This window comes from Streptococcus parasanguinis, from assembly GCF_000963275.1.
Lineage (GTDB): Bacteria > Bacillota > Bacilli > Lactobacillales > Streptococcaceae > Streptococcus > Streptococcus parasanguinis_B.
Map to the genome: position 1 here is coordinate 1,567,311 of NZ_JYOW01000001.1, position 21,113 is coordinate 1,588,423.

At 42.5% G+C, this 21,113-nt stretch carries 19 protein-coding genes; 3 read left to right on the top strand and 16 right to left on the bottom strand.

Annotated elements, in window-relative coordinates:
• Window positions 1-28: 28 nt before the first annotated feature.
• Window positions 29-1,201, top strand: coding sequence for a BaiN/RdsA family NAD(P)/FAD-dependent oxidoreductase (locus tag TZ97_RS07570; protein WP_045759931.1), 1,173 nt, complete (start codon window positions 29-31; stop codon window positions 1,199-1,201).
• Between the two features lie 35 nt (window positions 1,202-1,236).
• Here the strand turns inward: TZ97_RS07570 and TZ97_RS07575 are convergent, their stop codons facing one another.
• The 10 genes from TZ97_RS07575 to tsaB form a co-directional block, all read right to left on the bottom strand.
• Window positions 1,237-1,899, bottom strand: a complete 663-nt coding sequence (locus TZ97_RS07575; RefSeq protein WP_045759932.1) for a hypothetical protein — start codon at window positions 1,897-1,899, stop codon at window positions 1,237-1,239.
• A 101-nt stretch (window positions 1,900-2,000) separates the two neighbouring features.
• Window positions 2,001-2,327, bottom strand: a complete 327-nt coding sequence (locus TZ97_RS07580) for an AzlD domain-containing protein (protein ID WP_235287923.1) — start codon at window positions 2,325-2,327, stop codon at window positions 2,001-2,003.
• On the bottom strand, window positions 2,314-3,009 hold the full coding sequence (locus TZ97_RS07585; protein WP_045759933.1) for an AzlC family ABC transporter permease: 696 nt from the start codon (window positions 3,007-3,009) through the stop codon (window positions 2,314-2,316). The genes TZ97_RS07580 and TZ97_RS07585 overlap by 14 nt, the downstream gene beginning before the upstream one ends.
• A gap of 251 nt (window positions 3,010-3,260) precedes the next feature.
• Window positions 3,261-3,674 (bottom strand): hypothetical protein, encoded by a 414-nt coding sequence (locus TZ97_RS07590; RefSeq protein ID WP_052690154.1) that lies wholly within the window; start codon window positions 3,672-3,674, stop codon window positions 3,261-3,263.
• Between the two features lie 47 nt (window positions 3,675-3,721).
• The gene (locus tag TZ97_RS07595; RefSeq protein ID WP_045759934.1) at window positions 3,722-4,267 is read right to left on the bottom strand and encodes a hypothetical protein; all 546 of its coding nucleotides are present in this window, start codon (window positions 4,265-4,267) and stop codon (window positions 3,722-3,724) included.
• A 55-nt stretch (window positions 4,268-4,322) separates the two neighbouring features.
• On the bottom strand, window positions 4,323-5,270 hold the full coding sequence (locus TZ97_RS07600; protein WP_045759935.1) for a hypothetical protein: 948 nt from the start codon (window positions 5,268-5,270) through the stop codon (window positions 4,323-4,325).
• 19 nt (window positions 5,271-5,289) lie between these two features.
• Entirely contained in the window at window positions 5,290-6,255 is a 966-nt protein-coding gene (locus tag TZ97_RS07605; RefSeq protein ID WP_045759936.1) for a hypothetical protein, read from the bottom strand.
• Window positions 6,256-6,393: 138 nt separating this feature from the next.
• Complete coding sequence (gene tsaD / locus TZ97_RS07610) at window positions 6,394-7,404, bottom strand: tRNA (adenosine(37)-N6)-threonylcarbamoyltransferase complex transferase subunit TsaD (protein WP_045759937.1); 1,011 nt, start codon at window positions 7,402-7,404, stop codon at window positions 6,394-6,396.
• The gene (gene rimI, locus TZ97_RS07615) at window positions 7,394-7,828 is read right to left on the bottom strand and encodes a ribosomal protein S18-alanine N-acetyltransferase (RefSeq protein WP_302852133.1); all 435 of its coding nucleotides are present in this window, start codon (window positions 7,826-7,828) and stop codon (window positions 7,394-7,396) included. Before rimI ends, tsaD begins: the two co-directional genes overlap by 11 nt.
• Window positions 7,828-8,511, bottom strand: a complete 684-nt coding sequence (gene tsaB / locus TZ97_RS07620) for a tRNA (adenosine(37)-N6)-threonylcarbamoyltransferase complex dimerization subunit type 1 TsaB (protein WP_045759938.1) — start codon at window positions 8,509-8,511, stop codon at window positions 7,828-7,830. Before tsaB ends, rimI begins: the two co-directional genes overlap by 1 nt.
• A gap of 292 nt (window positions 8,512-8,803) precedes the next feature.
• On the opposite strand from tsaB, the gene TZ97_RS07625 reads away from it, so the two are divergent.
• Entirely contained in the window at window positions 8,804-9,034 is a 231-nt protein-coding gene (locus TZ97_RS07625; protein ID WP_003008866.1) for a DNA-directed RNA polymerase subunit epsilon, read from the top strand.
• 3 nt (window positions 9,035-9,037) lie between these two features.
• Window positions 9,038-10,720, top strand: a complete 1,683-nt coding sequence (gene rnjA, locus TZ97_RS07630; RefSeq protein WP_003003107.1) for a ribonuclease J1 — start codon at window positions 9,038-9,040, stop codon at window positions 10,718-10,720.
• A 252-nt stretch (window positions 10,721-10,972) separates the two neighbouring features.
• On the opposite strand, the gene glnA is transcribed toward rnjA, so the two are convergent.
• The 6 genes from glnA to gap all read right to left on the bottom strand — a co-directional run bounded on the left by glnA (window position 10,973) and on the right by gap (window position 21,027).
• Entirely contained in the window at window positions 10,973-12,319 is a 1,347-nt protein-coding gene (gene glnA / locus TZ97_RS07635; protein ID WP_003016943.1) for a type I glutamate--ammonia ligase, read from the bottom strand.
• Between the two features lie 39 nt (window positions 12,320-12,358).
• Window positions 12,359-12,718, bottom strand: a complete 360-nt coding sequence (locus TZ97_RS07640; RefSeq protein WP_003008872.1) for a MerR family transcriptional regulator — start codon at window positions 12,716-12,718, stop codon at window positions 12,359-12,361.
• Window positions 12,719-12,785: 67 nt separating this feature from the next.
• On the bottom strand, window positions 12,786-13,319 hold the full coding sequence (locus TZ97_RS07645) for an FUSC family protein (protein ID WP_003008874.1): 534 nt from the start codon (window positions 13,317-13,319) through the stop codon (window positions 12,786-12,788).
• 268 nt (window positions 13,320-13,587) lie between these two features.
• On the bottom strand, window positions 13,588-14,787 hold the full coding sequence (locus TZ97_RS07650; RefSeq protein ID WP_003008876.1) for a phosphoglycerate kinase: 1,200 nt from the start codon (window positions 14,785-14,787) through the stop codon (window positions 13,588-13,590).
• A 204-nt stretch (window positions 14,788-14,991) separates the two neighbouring features.
• Complete coding sequence (locus TZ97_RS07655; RefSeq protein WP_045759939.1) at window positions 14,992-19,782, bottom strand: endo-beta-N-acetylglucosaminidase; 4,791 nt, start codon at window positions 19,780-19,782, stop codon at window positions 14,992-14,994.
• A gap of 234 nt (window positions 19,783-20,016) precedes the next feature.
• On the bottom strand, window positions 20,017-21,027 hold the full coding sequence (gene gap / locus TZ97_RS07660; protein WP_003003093.1) for a type I glyceraldehyde-3-phosphate dehydrogenase: 1,011 nt from the start codon (window positions 21,025-21,027) through the stop codon (window positions 20,017-20,019).
• Window positions 21,028-21,113 lie beyond the last annotated feature (86 nt).

Sequence of the window (21,113 nt, forward strand, 5' to 3'; positions counted from 1 at the left end):
ATGAAAAAACAAGAGAAGGAAGAACGACATGACTCATTTTCACACCATTGTCATCGGTGGTGGCCCAGCAGGTATGATGGCGACCATTGCCAGCGCCTCTTATGGCCAACCTACGCTGCTGATCGAAAAAAATAAAAAGCTGGGTAAAAAACTTGCAGGTACCGGAGGAGGTCGCTGTAATGTCACGAACAACGGGACCTTAGACGATTTGATGGCCGGTATCCCTGGAAATGGCCGTTTCCTTTACAGTGTGTTTTCCCAATTTGATAATCATGATATCATCCAATTTTTCACCGATAATGGCGTCGAGCTAAAAGTCGAAGATCATGGCCGGGTCTTTCCTGCTAGTGATCAATCCCGCACCATTATTCAAGCCTTAGAAAATAAGATTCTTGAGCTTGGTGCTAGCATTGCCACCAACTGTGAAGTGGTCTCTGTCACCAAGCCAGAAGACGTCTTCATCGTCAAATCATCTGAAAACACTTGGACAGCTGATAAGCTGATCGTTACGACTGGAGGAAAATCTTACCCTTCTACCGGCTCTACTGGCTACGGACACGAAATTGCCCGCCACTTCAAACATAGCATTACAGATCTAGAAGCGGCAGAAAGCCCTCTTTTGACAGATTTTCCACACAAGGCCCTCCAAGGGATCTCTCTGACAGATGTGACCCTCAGCTACGGCAAACACATCATCACACACGACCTTCTCTTTACCCATTTTGGACTTTCTGGCCCTGCAGCCCTTCGGATGTCCAGCTTTGTTAAAGGCGGGGAAATCTTATCTCTGGACCTCCTTCCGATCACTTCTTCCCAAGAGTTAAAAGACTTTCTAGAAGAGCATCGAGAAAAGGCCATTAAAAATAGCCTCAAAGCCCTACTTCCTGAACGGTTAGCTGATTTCTTGGCGCAAGGATTCCCTGAAAAAGCCAAGCAACTCACTCCTCCTCAGACAGAAGAGCTCATTCAAAAGATCAAAGAGTTGCCTATCCCCGTCACCGGGAAGATGTCTCTAGCCAAGTCCTTTGTGACCAAGGGCGGTGTCAGCCTCAAAGAAATCAATCCGAAAACCCTAGAAAGTAAGCTCGTCCCTGGACTCCACTTTGCAGGAGAAGTCCTCGATATCAATGCCCATACAGGCGGTTTTAATATTACATCCGCCCTCTGCACTGGTTGGGTAGCAGGGAGCCCTCATTACTAAAAAAACGAACTCGATTTTCCATCGAGTTCGTCTTTTTATTGTTCTTTGGTTAATGAAAAACGGAAATCATTGTATTTGTTGTAGTCAAATGGTGTATTGGTAGCCGTTGTGAAAACAATCGGTGTATAGTGTCCTTCTTCCAAGATAAAACCAGGTTCGAGTCGGAAGTCAGCTACACCTAGACCTGTGATCCCAGGAAGCAAGGCATCAGCTCCATCCAATCCTTCTGAATCCCAATAGTAGATATTTCCAGTTGCTTTGACAGCTCTTGCTGTATAGGTCGCTGTCCGAGTCGGTTCGCTATCATTTTTGAAGCTAACCACTGTTGTCACATTTCCATTGGCATCCACTGTCATTTTAATCGCATCTGCTTGTGGGCTAGATCCTACCCAAGTTCCCACCAATTCTGCAGGGACAGTAGCTTGCGTCGTAGTAGACGCATTCTCAGTCTTACCAGAGTCTTTTGAAGCTGTCGCGCTACTGGCTTGAGTCGAAGAGCTAGCTGTATTGTTTGCCTGAGAGGAAGATGCTGCACTCTTTTTGCTATTACTTTTGGCTTTTTTCTCTACCTTGCTGGTAGATGCTTTTGCGGATGAGGTAGCTGTCTTTTTATCCTTAGCACCACAACCACCGAGAGCTAGACCAAGTGAAGCAGCCACCAGAACAGCGGCACTCCAACGGAAGATTGATTTTTTCATACGATCACCTCTTTATCTTTCTGACTCCCATTATACTCCAATTATTACAAAAATCAAGTTTTTTGTAACAATTGTAATTTTTTTGTAACATATTTTTCCATTTAAAACACCAATCGTAATAGGGCGATCAAGACAATTCCAAACAAAACGGTTCCCATAAGGTTTTTGTAACGAAAGGCTACAAAGAGACTGGGAATGGTCACTACTAGATCCAACCAGTGAAACTGCGGGAGGCTTCCAATTTTCCCATCTACTAAGCTTGATAAAACCAAGGCAAAGATAATGGAAATGGGCAGGTATTTGAGAAAGCGGGTCACAGGAGCCGGCAGTCCCTTGTATTTGACCAAGAGGAAGGGCAAGATCCGAGGAATCCAGGTAACGAGTGCTGAGGCCAGAATGGCCATGAAGATAGAACTATTCACGCGCATCACAGACCACCCCCACAAAACAGCCGATCAAGGTCGCAGCTAGCACTGCTAGTGGTTGCGAAACAAAAAAGAGTAAGAGAAAGAAACTCACTGCTACTGCTAACAGCACCATGAGCATGGTCTTGGTCTTTTCTGTCAGTTGCATTCCTTGAAACTGGGCTGCAAAAATCCCAATAAACATAGCCACTAAAGCAAAATCAAGCCCAAAAGCCTTTGGATCAGGTAGGAGAGATCCTAGAGCTGTTCCGATAACTGTCGCACTGATCCAGGCCACATAGCCTACTAGATTGTTCCCATGCATCCAAGGAACTGTAATGGTGTCCGTTTTTAACTTCTCACTCAAGTAGACCCCATAACTCTCATCGGTCAGGAGACTTCCAATCCCGATGGTATGAGCAAGGCTAGCATCCTTAAAGTCAGACGACGTATGCAGACTCATCAACATATTACGGAGATTGATCAAACACACCATCAAAGCCATATTCAATATTGAAGAATGAGCCGCAATCAGAGAGATCATCGCAAACTGGGCCGCCCCAGCATAGACCAAGATACTCATCAAGGCCATCTCCAAAGGAGAAAGATAGGGAGACGCCACCACACCGCAAGCCAGGCCAATACTGATATAGCCCAAAGCCGTCGGAAGCGCGTCTCTCACCCCCTGCCAAAAATCTTTTTCCACTCTCTCACTCCTTTCTGAATCATTGACCTCTATTATAACACAAGAAAAAAGGTTGAAAAAGGACCAATGAAAGACTCAAACGATTCCTACTGCCCTTATATTTTAAAATCTTAATTAGCCTTCCAATTGTATATTATAGATAAAATAGTAAGTGTCACAAAAACGATCATAAAAATGATGTAGAGAACAAGAAAGAGAAGAGCTAACTTTTTATACAGTTTATCTTTATTACAAAAACGTTCAACATAAGATTATTCTGGATTTTGAGGATTATACCAGACAGTCATGGTGGATCCTTTAGGAAAGGCTTCTTCTAAAACGTTTGTATAGGAGACCATTGAATTTCTAGAAATTACTAAATTTTCACTTAAAAGATCCGGTGTATTAGCTACCGCCTTCCGACTCATCCACGGGGCCGATTTCACCACGGTCCAACGGTATTCTAATTGTCTCTTATATGCTACTCCATCAACAATATATTCTACAATTGGTGGAATCACCTGTTTTGCATATGCATACCCAACAACAATACCATCAACCCGTTCTGTTGCTAGATTTTTCCTTCTTGCAAAACGCTTAGAAATGTAGGAGTAGATGAAAAAAACAGTCAGGAAAAAGATAGACCCGCCTCCTATTGCAAAAAGAAGTATGATATATACTGGCATTTTTCTACCTCCTATTTTTAAGAATATTAAAAGCTATCAAATCTTTCTTACTCACCATTTTCCACTTCTTGGGAGATAGTCTCTATCATATCATTCCATTTATGAAGTTGGTAATCAAATTTGAACATAAATATCACTATAAAACTAATCATCAAAAAGAGTGCTGCAATAGTTTCATTTCCGATGACAAACAAAAGAATAGCGGCTACAGTTAGGAACCTAAAAAGATTGACCAGAAATGTAAAGTACACCTTCCGTCTCTTTAATGACTTGATTAACTTCTTGCACTGATCCTCATCCAACTTGGATGGCTGTAATTTCAGGCTTGCATGGTAATATCGAATAATCCACGCAGCTAAGAAGTAGGAGAAGACACCTAAAATCGGAATCGTTCCAAGTCGGACCAACTGATTGTCAAATATTCCAGCCTCCGCTAATTCATCCGAAATTTTGTTAATAATAAATAATGTAATAGGGAGCAGTACATAAGACCAGTAGTTAGGAGAAGATGTCTCTTCTAGTATGACTTTTTCCTCCAAATCAAAATGGTAATTCTTGTTCTCCCATATTCCTAAATTAATCATTAATGGCATAACGATCTTTTTCTCACTTTCCTTCTATTATTTTTTATCAAAATACTCTCAGAAATCAATTCGGATCTAGTAATCCGTTATAATATTTTTGGATATCATCGAAATGGGAAATTTTCGTTTCTTTTCCTTCAATACTAAATTTTCCAGGTAGATGTGCATGATCGTATACAGAAACACCTTGTTTTAAAAATCCTGTTTCAAGGTCAATCAGTTCTTTCCCATTCGTAATGGCACCATTCTCAGAATTGATCACTTTATACGCAAAAGCATCTGGTTTTGAAAAGAGTTCAAATGCAGTAAGATTTGATTCTTTTAAATTGATATTTCCTTTATAAGATTTATCCTTCCAAAAACTATTATCATAAGGATAGACACCTGCATCACCACTATCACTTGTGCTAATAGTCAAATAAACTCTATTTTTTTCTTTCAATTCTTGTTCCGTTTTTTCTCCATCAATTTTTAACGTTTTAAGATTTAAAATGAAAAAGTGATATTTCTTTTGTTTTTGGGTTTTAATAATAGAATAGTCATTCCCATTTATTTTTTGAATAGTTGGTAACGTACTCACAAGTTCAAAATCATCATTACCAATATAATCCACCAGAATCTTCCATAAATTTACTTCTTTTTTTGAGAGTTTCTTATTTTTTAAATCATAAATATCTAAATAAAAATATTCATCTGATTTCATTTTTTTATTAGCAGTTAAATCTCTTACTCTTTCCCTTTGTCTAATCAAAAAATTTGAATTTGCTCTAATTCTTTCCACATTTCCTGTTGCAGATAGAGATTCCTTCTGTTCATTTTCATCAAACTTCCATTCCACCACAAGCCCGTTTTTATCATTGAAAAATTGAAAATCTTTAATATCTGCTTTGGGATTATATAAATAGTAGTCATCAAAATGTTTATTTGACGCTTTTAATTCCTTATGATTCGTACTACAACCTGTAACAATTAATAAAATGGTTATTATTTGTAAATAAAATATCTTTTTCACAATTATTTCACCTTTCGTTTCATTCAGCCGATTCCCCACCTTGTCCGTTGTAGTATTGTTTAAACTCATCATAGGAATGAATCTTATGTTCTTGACCATCTATAGAATACTCAGCTGGTATTGTAACATTTTTAAATAAATTCGTTTTTGGATTCACTAAAATTTGAAGTATAGGAATGTTCGTATCCACACTAGGTCTATCTACCAAAATCCCTATCATAGAATGATTTTCGGAAAATAAATCTTTAGTATTTGGGTACTTATCAAACATTACAGCATCGGGTTCAGGAAATTTTTTGGTTTTATCTAATGAGATCCTACGATCAGCCATTGTTAGCTGCTCATGAATAGGTAAAAATGAAATATAGTTGGTTGAATCATTCACAACCTCTTTTTCCGTTGTATCACCTTGATCAATTACCTTCCCTGATTGTAAATCAATGGATTTAATAATGTCCTTCTTATAATGATCCTTAGGACTTTTTAAGTATATATCCAACAATTCTTTGCCATTACTAATATAGATAACATTGTCAATTCTATCTGGTACATATGATTTGTTGTATTCACGAGTCATTTTAAAAAGATCATAATCCTTAGGAGTTAATTTCTTATTTTTTATATTGTATATAGTAATACCCCAATACTCTTTCCCATTCGGAATATTATGTTTCATATCATTAATATCCTTTAGTTTGTGGTATTCTTTAACAATTTTCGTTTTCCCAACAATTGGATAAGATCGTAACACACCCCCATTATTCTTTGTCATATAATAATCGAGTTTATTTTCATAATCCCATTTTGTAATGATAACCTTCCCATTTTCAATAAAATCATAATCGACAATTTTTTCTTTCAAATCAATAAACGTATATGGTTTTATATAAATAGAGATATAAGTCCTATAAGACAAAATCAATAAAAAGCCAACACCAATCATTACAAAGATTAGTTTTTTGACTCTATTCAGTACCTTTACCATTTTCTCGCTTCCTTCACTCGCCAATCTTTTATTCCTTCTATCATACCGAATTTTCTTTCACCTCGCAAATCCGCTGCTAGTTGGTGAGATCCCAGCAAAAAAGCCATTGGAATCGCACATCCAATTGGCTCCTTTTTCTTATTCAATTCCTTCAAAGGCTAGGCTTGGTTTGGCATTAAGATCCCAGCCTGCGAAGTTTTCTTTGTTCCACTCACTGACGCTGGCATAGGCGATCATCCCTGCATTGTCCCCGCAGAGGCGCAGTGGCGGAATGATGACCTTAACATCGGTGATCTCAGAAGCCAAGCGTTCACGAAGGCCTTGGTTGGCTGCGACGCCACCAGCGACGACTAGAGTCTTGACTGGATATTTCTCCAAAGCCTTCTTGGTCTTGGCCATGAGAATGTCTAATACGGCTGCTTGGAAACTCGCTGACAAGTCTGCATTGGATAGGCTTTCTCCTTTTTGCTGCGCATTATGGTGCAGATTGATAAAGGCTGATTTGAGCCCTGAAAAAGAGAATTCCAGATTGTCTTCCTTGATCATGGCCCGAGGGAAATCGTAGATATCAGCCCCTTGGTGGGCCAGCTGATCAATCTCACGTCCTGCTGGATAGGTCAAGCCCATCACGCGCCCAACCTTGTCATAAGCCTCTCCGACAGCATCATCACGGGTCTCTCCGACGATCTTATAATCACCTGCTTCACTGACGTAGACTAGCTCGGTATGTCCTCCACTCACCAGCAAGGCCAAAAGTGGAAATTCTAAGGGCTCGACACTTTGAGCGGCCATCAAGTGCCCTGCCATATGATTGACAGGAATCAAAGGAAGTCCATGCGCCCAGGCAAAGGCCTTGGCTGCAGCTAGGCCGACTAAAAGAGCTCCAACTAGGCCTGGACCGTAGGTGACAGCCACAGCTGTGACATCGGCTTCTGTGATGCCAGCTTCTTCCAGGGCTTCTTCAATACAAGCGGTGATGACTTCCACATGGTGACGGGAGGCTACCTCAGGCACTACCCCACCAAAACGCTTGTGACTTTCGATTTGACTGGCAATGACATTGGACAAGAGTTGGTCGTCATTTTTCAAGACAGCCACACTGGTCTCATCACAAGATGTCTCAAAAGCCAAAATATATCTATCTTTCATTCGGGTTCCTCTTCATGATCACAGCATCCTCTATGGGATCGTGATAGTAGTTTTTCCTCCGTGCAATTTCTTCAAAATGCATTTTTTTGTATAAGCCTTGGGCCGGTTGATTGGACACGCGCACTTCTAAGAAAATTTCTTTTTGGTCCGGCAACTGCGCGAGTAACTGCTGAGCTAGACCTTGGCCTTGAAAGGCGCGCTTGACCGCAATCTGTAAAACCTCTACTTCATAGAGAGTCTCTTGAATGGCGACAAATCCAAGGACTTGCCCCCCATCCACAGCTAGGAAATAGGAGGTCAATTCCTGCTCTAAATCGGCTTCAATCTGCTCCAACTTCCAAGGGCTAGCTTCATAGACATCTTCCATGACAGCGAGAATAGCGGCCGCATCCTGGCTGCTCCCTTTCCTGATTGTTCCTTTCATTATAGGCGCTTGATGTAAGAGGTCGTTGTTTCCGTGTGGTCTTTCAGCCAATTTTCCTCTGCTTCGACCCGTTTGAGATAATGAGGGACAAAATCATGGAGGCTAGCAGGCGCTTGTTTGAGACCGAGACGTCCGATTTTCACTGCATCTGGCAAGGTTTCATAGTAAGTAGCCCTTGGCAGGCTAGAGGCAATCTGCTCCTTAAAGGCAGTGACTTCTCCGACAAAGGTGACCTGCTCACTTGTCGCTGCACGCTCTAGGACTTCCTCAAATGGAAAATGCCCTTCTGGTGCGACCAGCTGATCATCTTGGTAAAAACCTGCATAAACGTTGTTTCGACGGGCATCCATGACAGGCACTACCAAACCTTCTAGATCATCTGGCACTAGGGCCAAGAGGCTCGAAACCCCGACCAATTCAATCCCTAAGGTATGAGCTAAAGTCTTTGCGGTTGCGACCGCAATGCGCAGTCCAGTGTAGCTCCCAGGACCTTCTGCCACCACGATGCGGTCCAAGTCCTTGGGTGTCAAGTCAATTTGTTGCATCAAAAAATCGATGACCGGCATCAAGGTGATACTATGATTTTTTTTAATAGTTAATGTTGTTTCTGCAAGTAGAGTCTCATCTTCTAAAATCGCTACAGAAAGAGCCTTACTCGAGGTATCAAATGCTAATAATTTCATTTCCTACTCCTCTTGAACTGGATTATATTATACTACAAATTCCCTTCAAATCCCAGCGAAACTCTCCTCTAGAGCGCAGGATTTTCCTATCCAAAACCGCTCAAAAGCTTCTCTATTATAGGTCTTTGCCTCTCTGACTTTTCCAGTCTATCTTTTACTTACAGGCGAATTTATGATATAATGATAATTAATTGTATCGAATCAGGTCCACTGGTTGCGAGTAGGAAACTCTAGTGATTGCACTCCTTCGCAGCTAACAAATGGACCGAAATAATGAAAGGAAAATTACTTCATGATTTACAAAGTTTTTTATCAGGAAACAAAAGACCGCAACCCTCGTCGTGAAACAACGCATGCACTTTATCTCGATATTGATGCACCAAACGAACGCGAAGGACGCATCCAAGCACGTCAATTGGTTGAAGCAAACACAGATTTCAACATTGAATTTATCACACCACTTTCTGAGCAACACCTTGCTTACGAGAAAGAGTCAGGTGCTTTTGAACTAACGGAGTACTAATCCATGGCTTATACCTTAAAACCTGAAGAAGTTGGTGTATTTGCCATTGGTGGACTTGGAGAAATCGGAAAAAATACCTACGGGATCGAATACCAAGATGAAATCATCATTGTCGATGCCGGGATCAAATTTCCAGAAGATGACCTCCTTGGGATCGACTATGTCATCCCAGATTACTCTTATATCGTTGACAATATCGATCGCGTCAAAGCGGTCCTCATTACCCACGGGCACGAGGACCACATTGGTGGGATTCCTTTCCTTTTGAAGCAAGCCAATGTCCCTATCTATGCTGGGCCTTTGGCGCTTGCCTTAATCCGTGGAAAATTAGAAGAGCACGGGCTTCTTCGTGATGCCAAACTCTACGAAATCAACCAAAACACTGAGCTTCAATTTAAAAATCTTAAAGCAACCTTCTTCCGTACGACTCACTCGATTCCAGAACCTTTGGGAATTGTGATTCACACCCCTCAAGGAAAGATTGTCTGTACCGGAGACTTCAAATTTGACTTCACACCTGTTGGGGAACCGGCTGACCTCCATCGTATGGCGGCCCTTGGGGAAGAAGGCGTTCTCTGTCTGCTTTCAGACTCAACCAACGCGGAAATCCCAACCTTTACTAACTCTGAAAAAGTGGTTGGCCAATCCATCATGAAGATCATCGAAGGCATCCATGGGCGCATCATTTTTGCCTCCTTTGCTTCGAATATCTTCCGTCTCCAACAAGCTGCTGAGGCCGCTGTTAAGACCGGTCGTAAGATCGTCGTCTTTGGACGCTCGATGGAAAAAGCCATCGTCAATGGAATCGAGCTTGGCTACATCAAGGTCCCTGCTGGAACCATTATCGAGCCAAATGAGATCAAAGACTATGCAGCCAATGAAATCCTGATCATGTGTACAGGAAGCCAAGGAGAGCCAATGGCAGCCCTCTCTCGGATTGCCAACGGAACACACCGCCAAGTGCAACTCCAACCAGGAGATACCGTGATCTTCTCTTCTAGTCCAATTCCTGGAAATACAACCAGTGTGAATAAATTGATCAATACGATTTCCGAAGCGGGTGTAGAGGTCATTCACGGGAAGATCAACAATATCCATACCTCTGGACACGGGGGGCAACAAGAACAAAAACTTATGCTCCGCTTGATCAAACCAAAATACTTCATGCCTGTCCATGGTGAATACCGGATGCAGAAGATCCACGCAGGACTTGCGCGTGATTGTGGAGTAGAAAAAGACAATATCTTCATCATGAGTAATGGTGATGTCCTTGCCCTTACAGCCAACTCTGCTCGGATCGCAGGAAGCTTCAACGCTCAAGACATCTATGTCGATGGAAATCGTATCGGTGAAATCGGGGCTGCTGTCCTTCGTGACCGGAGAGACCTTTCCGAAGATGGTGTCGTGCTTGCTGTTGCGACTGTTGACTTCAAATCGAAGATGATCCTGGCTGGACCAGACATCTTGAGCCGTGGTTTTATCTACATGCGTGAATCAGGGGATCTGATCCGTGAAAGCCAACGCATCCTCTTCAACGCTATTCGTATCGCCTTGAAGAACAAAGATGCCAATATCCAAACTGTCAATGGTGCAATTGTCAATGCCCTTCGCCCATTCTTATACGAGAGCACGGAACGTGAACCGATCATTATCCCAATGATTCTCACACCAGATGACGAAAATTAAAAAACAACCAGTTGAAACCTCTGTTTCAACTGGTTTTATAGTGACTTTTTGAGGATCAAAAAGAGAGTGGGACAGAAATCGGTAATTCGTTAGAATTCGATTACGTCGTCCCACCTCTGCACAGTTGAGTAGGGCTGTAAAAGCTGATGAAATCAGCGTAGTAGAGCCCTACTCAACCACTGCGTCTTACTCGACAATCCAAAAATAATTGAGAGGCTAGGACTTTTGTCCTAGCCTCTTTACTCTTGTTTCTTAATAAAGATCTAAATAGTTGTCTACTTCCCATTGGGATACGAAGGTCGCATAGCTTGCCCATTCGATTCGTTTGGCTTCAAGGAAGCTGGTGTAGATGTGTTCACCCAAGGCAGCTTTCACCACTTCGTCTTCTGTCAAGGCTTTCAAGGCATTGTGAAGGGTAGAAGGAAGATCTGTGATTCCAGCTGCTCTACGTTCTTCCGGTGTCATCACATAGATATTTTCTTCGATCGGAGCAGGTGCTTCGATTTTATTTTCAATCCCGTGAAGGCCGACTTCAAGCAAGACTGCCAAAGCTACATAAGGATTGGCCATTGGGTCTACGGAGCGCAATTCCAAACGAGTTCCCATACCACGTGATGCTGGCACACGTACCAATGGGGAACGGTTGCGACCTGCCCAAGCGATATAAACAGGTGCTTCATATCCAGGAACCAAACGTTTATAAGAGTTGACGGTTGGGTTAGTCACGGCTGTAAAGTTATAGGCATGCTTGATCAAACCACCCAAGAAGTGATAAGCTGTTTCTGACAATTGCATGCCCTTTGGATCTTCTGGATCAAAGAAGGCATTGTTGCCATCTTGGTCAAAGAGAGACATATTACAGTGCATACCTGATCCGGCAATTCCAAATTTTGGTTTGGCCATAAAGGTTGCATACAAGCCGTGTTTACGAGCGATAGTCTTCACAACGAGTTTAAAGATTTGGATCTTGTCACAAGCGCGGAGAACTTCGTCATACTTAAAGTCGATTTCATGCTGACCAACGGCTACTTCGTGGTGACTGGCTTCTACTTCAAAACCCATCTTGGTCAAGACATTTACGATTTCACGACGAGTATTATCTGCAAGATCTGTTGGAGCCAAGTCAAAATAGCCACCTTTGTCGTTTACTTCCAGAGTTGGATCTCCATTTTCGTCCAACTTAAAGAGGAAGAATTCTGGTTCTGGTCCAAGGTTAAAGGATTTGAAGCCAAGTTCTTCCATATGACGAAGGGCCCGTTTCAAGTTGCCACGTGGGTCTCCTGCAAATGGTTCTCCTTCTGTCGTATAGACATCACAGATCAAGCCAGCTACGCTACCATTTTCATCTCCCCAAGGGAAGACTGTCCATGTATCCAAATCTGGGTAAAGATACATATCTGACTCGTTGATACGGACAAATCCTTCGATAGAAGAACCATCAAACATGGCTTTGTTTGAAAGAACCTTGTCCAGTTGCTCATCGGTAGCTGGAATTTCGACGTTCTTCATGGTTCCCAAAATATCAGAGAACATCAAGCGAATAAAAGTAACATTTTTTTCTTTTACTTCACGGCGAATATCTGCAGCAGTAATTGACATTTTTGTCTCCTTAAAATAGATTACAAGCTTATGAAATGATCAACGAAATTGACCATATGGCGATGGGGAAGATGTGAAGCGACTTTGCTGAAGAATGTCACGATGAAGAGCCTTACGGATCTCTTCTTGACTGACAACCTTGGTTTGCTCTTGCTCTTTTTCCGCATATTTCTTCTTAATATCCGCAATATTGAAGCCATCTGAGATATAATCTTTGATCTCAAGCAGGCGGTCCATATCGTCCAACGAATACATGCGGCGATTGCCTTCTGTCCGATCAGGAGAAATCAATCCCTGATCTTCATAATAACGAATCTGGCGAGCTGTCAAGTCGGTCAGCTTCATAACACTTCCAATCGGAAAGACTGCCAGCGAGCGTCGTAATTCCTTTTCCTTCATACCATTCCTCTTTCTATTCTATTATATCGAAAAAAAAATCTATGTCAAGATTAAATGTTATATAATCTTACATAGGTTTTTTGTGTTTCTTGAGAAAATCGCGAATGCGATCCACATCCGAATTGACCAAAATCGCAACGAAAACGCCAATAAAGGTCTCAAATATTCGGGCAAAAACATACAAGAAGGTTTCACCGTTAGGAATCGAGAGGGTAATGATCAGCATTGCCGAAACTCCTCCGATAATTCCTGCTTTGTTATTCATAGCGACATTTGTCATAATGGTTAACATGGTCGCAATGGGTACAAAAATAAGAGTCACCCAATACGCCCCATGAAAGAGCGTTTTTAAAAGGAAGAACAATACGGCATAAAAACCTCCGATACTGTTGCCCATGACACGCGAAGCCCCAAAGTGGACACTCTTATCAAAGTCTTCCCTCAAACTAAAAACAGCTGTCAAGGTCCCGATCTGAAGACCGCGCCAGCCAAATATTCCAAAAATAAGTAGCACAATAAAAACGGCAATCCCTGTTTTAAAGGTTCTCATCCCCAAACGGAATTTGGACCAATCAAATTTGTGTCGTTTAAAGTAATCCATGGTCACCTATCTTTCTATTTCTATTATTCTACCATATTTTCAGAAAGGAGAGAACAGATATCAATAGAAAGAAAAAAGAGAGCGGGACAGAAATCGGTAATTCGTTAGAATTCGATTTCGTTGTCCCACCTCCGCACAGTTGAGTAGGGCTGTAAAAGCTAATGAAATCAGCGTAGTAGAACCCACTCAACCACTGCGTCTTGCTCGACAATCCAAAAATAATTAAGAGGCTAGGACTTTTGTCCCAGCCTCTTTCATTCTATTTAGATTATTTGTCTGTAAGAGCAGCCAATCCTGGAAGTTCTTTACCTTCAAGGAGTTCCATAGAAGCACCACCACCAGTAGAGATCCATGAGAATTTGTCTGCACGGCCAAGGTTGATCGCAGCAGCAGCTGAGTCACCACCACCGATGATTGATTTAACGCCTGGTTGTTTCACGATAGCGTCCATCACACCGATTGTACCAGCTTGGAAGTCAGGGTTTTCAAATACACCCATAGGTCCGTTCCATACAACTGTTTTCGCACCAGTCAATTCTTGGTCGAATTTAGCGATTGATTTAGGACCGATATCCAAACCAAGGAAACCTGGGTCTACTGCTTCACCTTCAGTGTCTTTCACTTCAGTGTAGTCAGCAAATGCGTTTGCTTCTTTTGAGTCAACTGGCAAGATCAATTTGCCGTTTGATTTTTCAAGAAGAGCTTTCGCCACATCCAATTTGTCTTCTTCTACAAGTGAGTTACCGATTTCGATACCTTGAGCTTTGTAGAATGTGTAAGTCATCCCACCACCGATAAGAACTTTATCAGCTTTTTCAAGCAAGTTTTCGATAACACCGATCTTGTCAGATACTTTAGATCCACCAAGGATAGCTACGAATGGACGTTCTGGAGCTTCAACTGCTTCTTTGATGTAAGCAATTTCGTTTTCAAGAAGGAATCCAGCAACAGCTTTATCAACGTTTGCAGAGATACCAACGTTAGATGCGTGTGCACGGTGAGCAGTACCAAATGCATCGTTTACGAAGATACCATCTCCAAGTGATGCCCAGTATTTACCAAGTTCAGGATCGTTTTTAGATTCTTTCTTGCCATCAACATCTTCGAAACGAGTGTTTTCAACCAAGAGAACTTGTCCATCTTCAAGAGCGTTAACAGCTGCTTCCAATTCAGCACCACGAGTAACACCTGGGATAAATTTCACTTCTTGACCCAATTTAGCAGCCAAGTCAGCAGCTACAGGAGCAAGTGATTTACCTTCTTTATCTGCTTCTTCTTTTACACGTCCAAGGTGAGAGAAGAGGATTGCACGTCCACCTTGTTCAAGGATGTACTTGATAGTTGGAAGAGCTGCAGTGATACGGTTATCGTTAGTGATCACGCCATCTTTTACAGGAACGTTGAAGTCAACACGAACGAGAACTTTTTTCCCTTTCAAGTCAACGTCTTTAACAGTCAATTTTGCCATTAGATATGACTCCTTCTTTTTTTAATACATGATAATTATATCACAAAAGCTGTAAAAGAGGTAGAAAAATCCAATGCTTTTCCTCTCTAATTCACAGGATCCGAACGACACTTCTAGATACAAGATCAAACCTCTCTGGTTTTCACCAGAGAGGTTTTTTTGAGAGTGACTTTTTTAAGTGAACAAAAGAATCTTTTGAAAGACTTACTCTTCTTTCTTCTTACCAGCCAAGAGGAAGCCGCCTAAGGCTGCTAGGAGAACAGCTTCAGCTGCAAAGGAAGCTTCTAGGCTTGCCGTATTTGGCAAGTGTTCCGATTGACTTTCTTTACTTGCATCTTTTGTTTCTTGCTGAACCGTTGGCTGTAAGTTCACTCCTTGGTGGGCACTTAACAACTGATGGATCTCTTGATCGACCATATCCTTGTGTTCTTCCTCTTGATGACCCTCTTGAGTAGCAGTCATTGGGGCCAACTGATCCACTTGAGATGACTCTGTAGGCTTCAGTGGATTAGCCGGTTCTGGAGTTACTGGGGTAGCTGGTTGGACTGGTTGATTTGGTTGAGCCGGTTGAACAGGCTGATCAGGTTTAGCCGGTTCCTCTGGTTGGATCGGTTGATCTGGTCCTTCCGTTTTTGCTGGCTTATAGACAATCGCATAGCGAGTAAAGTGAGGAGCTGTAAAGATGACCACATCTCCAACTCTCTCAAAGGCCAAGGATTGAGGAGCTTGACCTTCTGGGAAGAAGAGGACTTGCTCCACTTCTTTATCCTTATCCACAGGGATTTTCACAAGGGATGGATGGTGGGTATCGATATCCTGACCGCTTGCATCCACACCTTCAATATCAAAGACGATTCCTTCTCGGCCCTTCAGCTCTTCTTTTTCTGCCTGATTGGCTTCAACTTTTGCGACTTTTAGTCCTTTGACAACGGTTGGCTCTAAGTTGGAGAATTGAACTTCGACTCCAGTCGCAGGGTCTACAAAGACCGCTGGCTTGTCTTCTTTCAGGAGCCCAATCAAGGCCTCTAGACCTGTCTTAGCTGTTTCAAGCGCTTCAGGAGTGAGCTCTGAAGAAGCTAGGAGCTCTTTATTTTTCTCAACCAGTGCCTGCAAAGCCTCACCAGAAGGGTGATTTGGCTTGCTTGCTAATAGAGCAGTCGCTTCTGTTGTCAGAGCAGAGAGAGCTTCTTTTTCTTTTGTTAGATTGGCTTGACCATCCAAGGCTTTCAAGAGAGCGGTCAATTGGTTCAACTGCTCATTGACTTGATCTTGTGTGCTGGTATCATGCTCTTTCAAGACTTTTTCAGAAGCAGCCATTCCAGCCAGCAAGGCTTCTTTGACTTCAGGAGTGGCAAAAGTAAAGTCTACTTTGGCTTTTGCAGCTTCAGCTTCAGCCAATTTTTGCTTGAGGTATTCATCGTTGAGAGCTGGTTTTGGATTGACGAGGACATCAAAGCTTGTGCTAGCTCCTTTGTAATGGACAGTGATGGTTTGACGACCTTCCTTGGTCGTATCAAAGCCAGTCACTTCCACACCTTCATCTGTCAAGGCATGCGTTTCGGTCGTTTCATCTTCAAAGACGACTGTAAAGCGTCCACCTTCTTTTTCCAATGATTCTCCGACAATATATTCCACTTTTGGTTTGTCGGTCAATTCTAGACCAGCAACTGCTTTTTCACCTGCTTCTTCTGCACTGACCACAAAAACAGTGAGGGTCTTATCCAATTTCTGACCAAGGTAAGAGACTTCTAGGTGTTGTTCTCCCAGCTTGCTACTGTCAAATCCATGAATCTCTACACCTGAGTTGGTGAGGTTGACCAGTTGATCTGCTTGGCCATCTTTATAATGAACGCGGAGAGTCGCCCCTTTCAAGGAAAGGGGATCGCCTTCCCGGTAGACCTTCTTGGTCAATCCATCTTCAAATTGAAGTCCCGCAATTTCTTTATCATTCTTTGGAACTTCGATCGCCAAAACATTACTGATATCTTTACCAGGAACTTGTGCGCGATAGTAAAGAAGAGATGGAGTTGATTCAAAAGCCAGAGGTTTAAAGATGAGATTGCCAGCTTGATCGGCTGTCATGGTCGCAATTGGACTAGTGGCTTCTTTATCGGCATAAAGAGTCAGAGTGGTATTGGCCGGAACATCTTTGAAGCCGACTTGGACAAAATGATTACCTAAGTTTTGCGCTGCAGCATGTTTCATCGGAATGTTGACCGTCTCAGTATCTAGACTTTCATACATCTTCCAGTTGTAAATCCGGATGGCTTGCCATGGGGTGCCGTTATCTGCTGTAATGACGTGGAGACGCCAATCTTGAGCCTTGATCGGATGATCAAGTGTAATGTCAGATACATGGGCTTTATTGCCACGAACTTCCTTGGCGAGCTTCCACTCACCCGCTTCGTCCTTGTAGTAAAGGTCAAAGTCACGGGTATTCATCTTGCCATCATCGACAGATTCCCCACCAGCACCGGCATGGTCCATGACCCAACGAACAATGGTCCGAGGTTGTGTCAATCGGATATCGACGGTTCCACTCAATTGAGCAGAAGACCATTTATCTGAAAGACTGGTAATGGTCCCATTTAACATGCCTTCAATACCTTCACTACCATCTGCATCTGGGAAGCTCGAACCGATCACTTTGGCTCCAATGACTACGTTTGGCGCTAAAGCTTTTGGTAGACTGGTATCTGACACGGTCATACCCCAATCAAAGGCTACAGTTCCCGCATCTGAACGTTGACCATTTTTTCCAACTGCTACAACCTTGAGTTCCTGAGTGGTTCCTTCTGCACTTGCTGAACGGCTAACTTTTGGTAGATAGACGGTTGTCGCAGAAGACCCTGTTAAGAGACGCCAGTTGTCGCCATCTTTTTCATAGACTTCATAATAATCCGCATCTGCTACCCCTTTAAAATTGAGAACTGCTTCTGCTTCTTGCGCATTTTGTAGGCGTTTTGCCCGAACGGATACTCCTGCTGGAGCCGCCGGTTTCTCTTGGTTCGACGTAATCGACAATTGGCCGAGATTAAATTTGTAGTCTTTGACATCCGTATCATGGTCAAAGAACATCTTCACAGCATAAATGGTCTTGCCAGCCAAACTTCCCAAATCAAAGGTTTGAGTAGACCAATCCGCACTCGGTGTCAATTCTTTCCATTCGTATTCAGAGTAGTCTTCTTTGGTGGCAACAGCTACCCAGGCAGCTGCTCCGATCCCACCTTTATGACTGACGCTCAATTTTGTCGTTTCTGTCACAGGAATCTTGGTCGAATAGAGCATGACATTTTGACTGCTATTGGCTTTTAAATCTCCTTCAAAGGCTAGAGAATTTCCTCCATTGTAGGCTTGATCAAAATCATAACGACCTTTCAATGGCGCACTATCCTCACTATGCTCTACCCACCAACGCCATGTTGGAAGGTAGCCAGAAACAGAACGGTAGTTCCACTCCCCTTCTTTAGAAATCTTGCCATCCACAAACCAGTATTTTCCGTGTCCAGTATTAAAGGAAGTATTGAAATCTTCACTAGTGATTGGGGTTTTGTCCACTACTAGATTGGACATACCGTACCAAGATTGGTCTGCTGGTTTTCCTTTAGTCGGATCTCCTTGGAAACCTGTCCAGAATAGATCTTCATGGGTATGGTATCCTTCTCCAGTCTTTCCTAGCCCTGTAATCGTATCTGGCGCATAAAGACCAAGGGATAGACGCAACTTGCCATGTTCATCTAAAATGGCATTCCAGTCTACATTAGTCTTATAAGAGCCTCCTTTTTGGAGCTCGAGTCCAGCTAGAACATCATAAGGATTCCGATGAATCCATTTAGCTGTACTGATGGAATAATCCACTTCTGATTTGCCCCAGTTAAAGTTAGCAAAGAAGGTATCCACAGGATTTTCCCCGTTTTCTGGCTGCATGAAATTGTAGTTGTATTCTCCCAGCGCATTCTCATGGTAACGGCCATATTCATAGGTCATAGCATCATACCAGGAATACTTAATCGGATAGTTCAGACTTTTCGCATATTCCTTGGTATAAAGAAGAAAATCTCTCAATTTTGGACCCAATGGTTCTACAAGATTTCCGGTTGTTTCTTGGTTGATAAAGTAACCATCAAAGCCATAGTACTTGGCAAGTTCGACTAATTTACGGGCGATCGGGAAAGTTTTAGAGCCTTCACTATCTTCTTTCAAGGTTTCTGCAAAATGTTCTTGATCCTTGATACTGCTAGACCAGTTATAAAAGATTGTTCCATAAATAGGAACCCCATTTCGGTGGGCAGCATCGATCACATCTGCTGATGGAACCAGTCCTTCCCAAAAGACCATGGAATCCAAATATTGCCAGTAATCAAAAGCATAGGCCTTAAATTCTTCCCCACCGACAGACGCATGATCCTTGGCTTTGGAGTTCATGTTTGACAGTGCTTGGATCTTCGCTTCAGGGTTAGCTTGTTCATTAATTTGTTTCCCTTGAAAACGACTCGCAAGTGGGACGCTTGCTCTGTTCATATCGTCATCCACTCGTTTTCCTGGTTCCCACTTCAAGAGATCGTCCCAGGTATCGAACTTAACTTCTTTGGGTCTTAATTGTTTTTCTTCATTGGTTGGTAAATCGGCCACTTTTTCTGCAGCAGCTTTCGGTTTTTCAGTCTCTGAAACAGCTGGATGATCTGTAGTCGCCGAGCTAACTTCTGTACTTGTCGGACTAGTCTCTGGAGCGACCGCTTCTGCGGCTGGTTTTTCCGTTTCTGCAGCAGGTAAGGCCGCATCTGCAGTATAGACGCCAGCTTCTCTCACTAGATGATTGATATCTTCAGTCGCTACTGAAGAGGTTTCCAAGGGTTGTTCACTAGTAGAAACCGCCTCATCTGCAGAGACAGCGCCTGTTCCTAAAAATGCTAACCCAATCAATGCGGAGCAAACTCCCACACTGAATTTTCGTATACTAAATCGTTCTTTCTTTTCAAATAGATGACCTTTCATCTTGACCTCCTTGTATGGTTTTTTTCTTTTTCTTGAGCGATTTCTATTGGCTCCTTCCTCTACGACCTGTAATCGCTTTCATTTTCTTGTATTAGAAATCTCCAATCAAGAATAGGATACCCTAATCTATTTAGCACTGTCAATCTATTTTAGCAATTCCTATAATATGATGAGAAAGCCCTAAAAAAAGTACAAAAAAAGAGGAGGTTTCCCTCCTCTCATCATACGCATGAATTATTTAGCAATTTTTGCGAAGTATTCAAGAGTACGAACAAGTTGTGCAGTGTAAGACATTTCGTTGTCATACCATGAAACAACTTTAACCAATTGTTTACCGTCAACGTCAATAACTTTAGTTTGAGTTGCGTCAAACAATGATCCGTAAGACATACCTACAACGTCTGAAGAAACGATTGGATCTTCAGTGTAGCCGTATGATTCGTTTGAAGCTGCTTTCATAGCTGCGTTCACTTCATCAACAGTAACATTCTTGTCAAGAACAACTACCAATTCAGTAACTGATCCAGTTGGAACAGGAACACGTTGTGCAGCTCCGTCCAATTTACCGTTCAATTCAGGGATAACCAAACCGATTGCTTTAGCAGCACCAGTTGAGTTAGGAACGATGTTAGCAGCACCAGCGCGTGCACGACGAAGGTCACCTTTACGGTGTGGACCGTCAAGGATCATTTGGTCACCAGTGTAAGCGTGGATAGTAGTCATCAATCCTTCAACAACACCGAAGTTATCTTGAAGAGCTTTAGCCATTGGAGCCAAGCAGTTTGTAGTACATGAAGCACCTGAGATAACTGTTTCAGTACCATCAAGAATATCGTGGTTAGTGTTAAATACGACTGTTTTAACATCTGATCCACCAGGAGCAGTGATAACAACTTTCTTAGCACCACCAGCATGCAAGTGTTTTTCAGCAGCTGCTTTAGTAGCAAAGAAACCAGTTGCTTCAAGAACGATTTCTACACCGTCGTTAGCCCAGTCGATTTGTTCTGGATCGCGTTCAGCAGAAACTTTAACGAATTTACCGTTAACTTCGAATCCACCTTCTTTAACTTCCACAGTACCGTCGAAACGACCTTGAGTTGTATCGTATTTCAACAAGTGTGCAAGCATAACTGGATCTGTAAGGTCGTTGATGCGAGTAACTTCAACACCTTCTACGTTTTGGATACGACGGAAAGCAAGACGACCGATACGACCGAAACCGTTAATACCAACTTTAACTACCATTCGTGATTTCCTCCTTATGAAAATCAAAAAATTTTTTTGTGAAAAGAGTAACTTGACACAGCGCCAAACATCTTTTAACAGTCTCT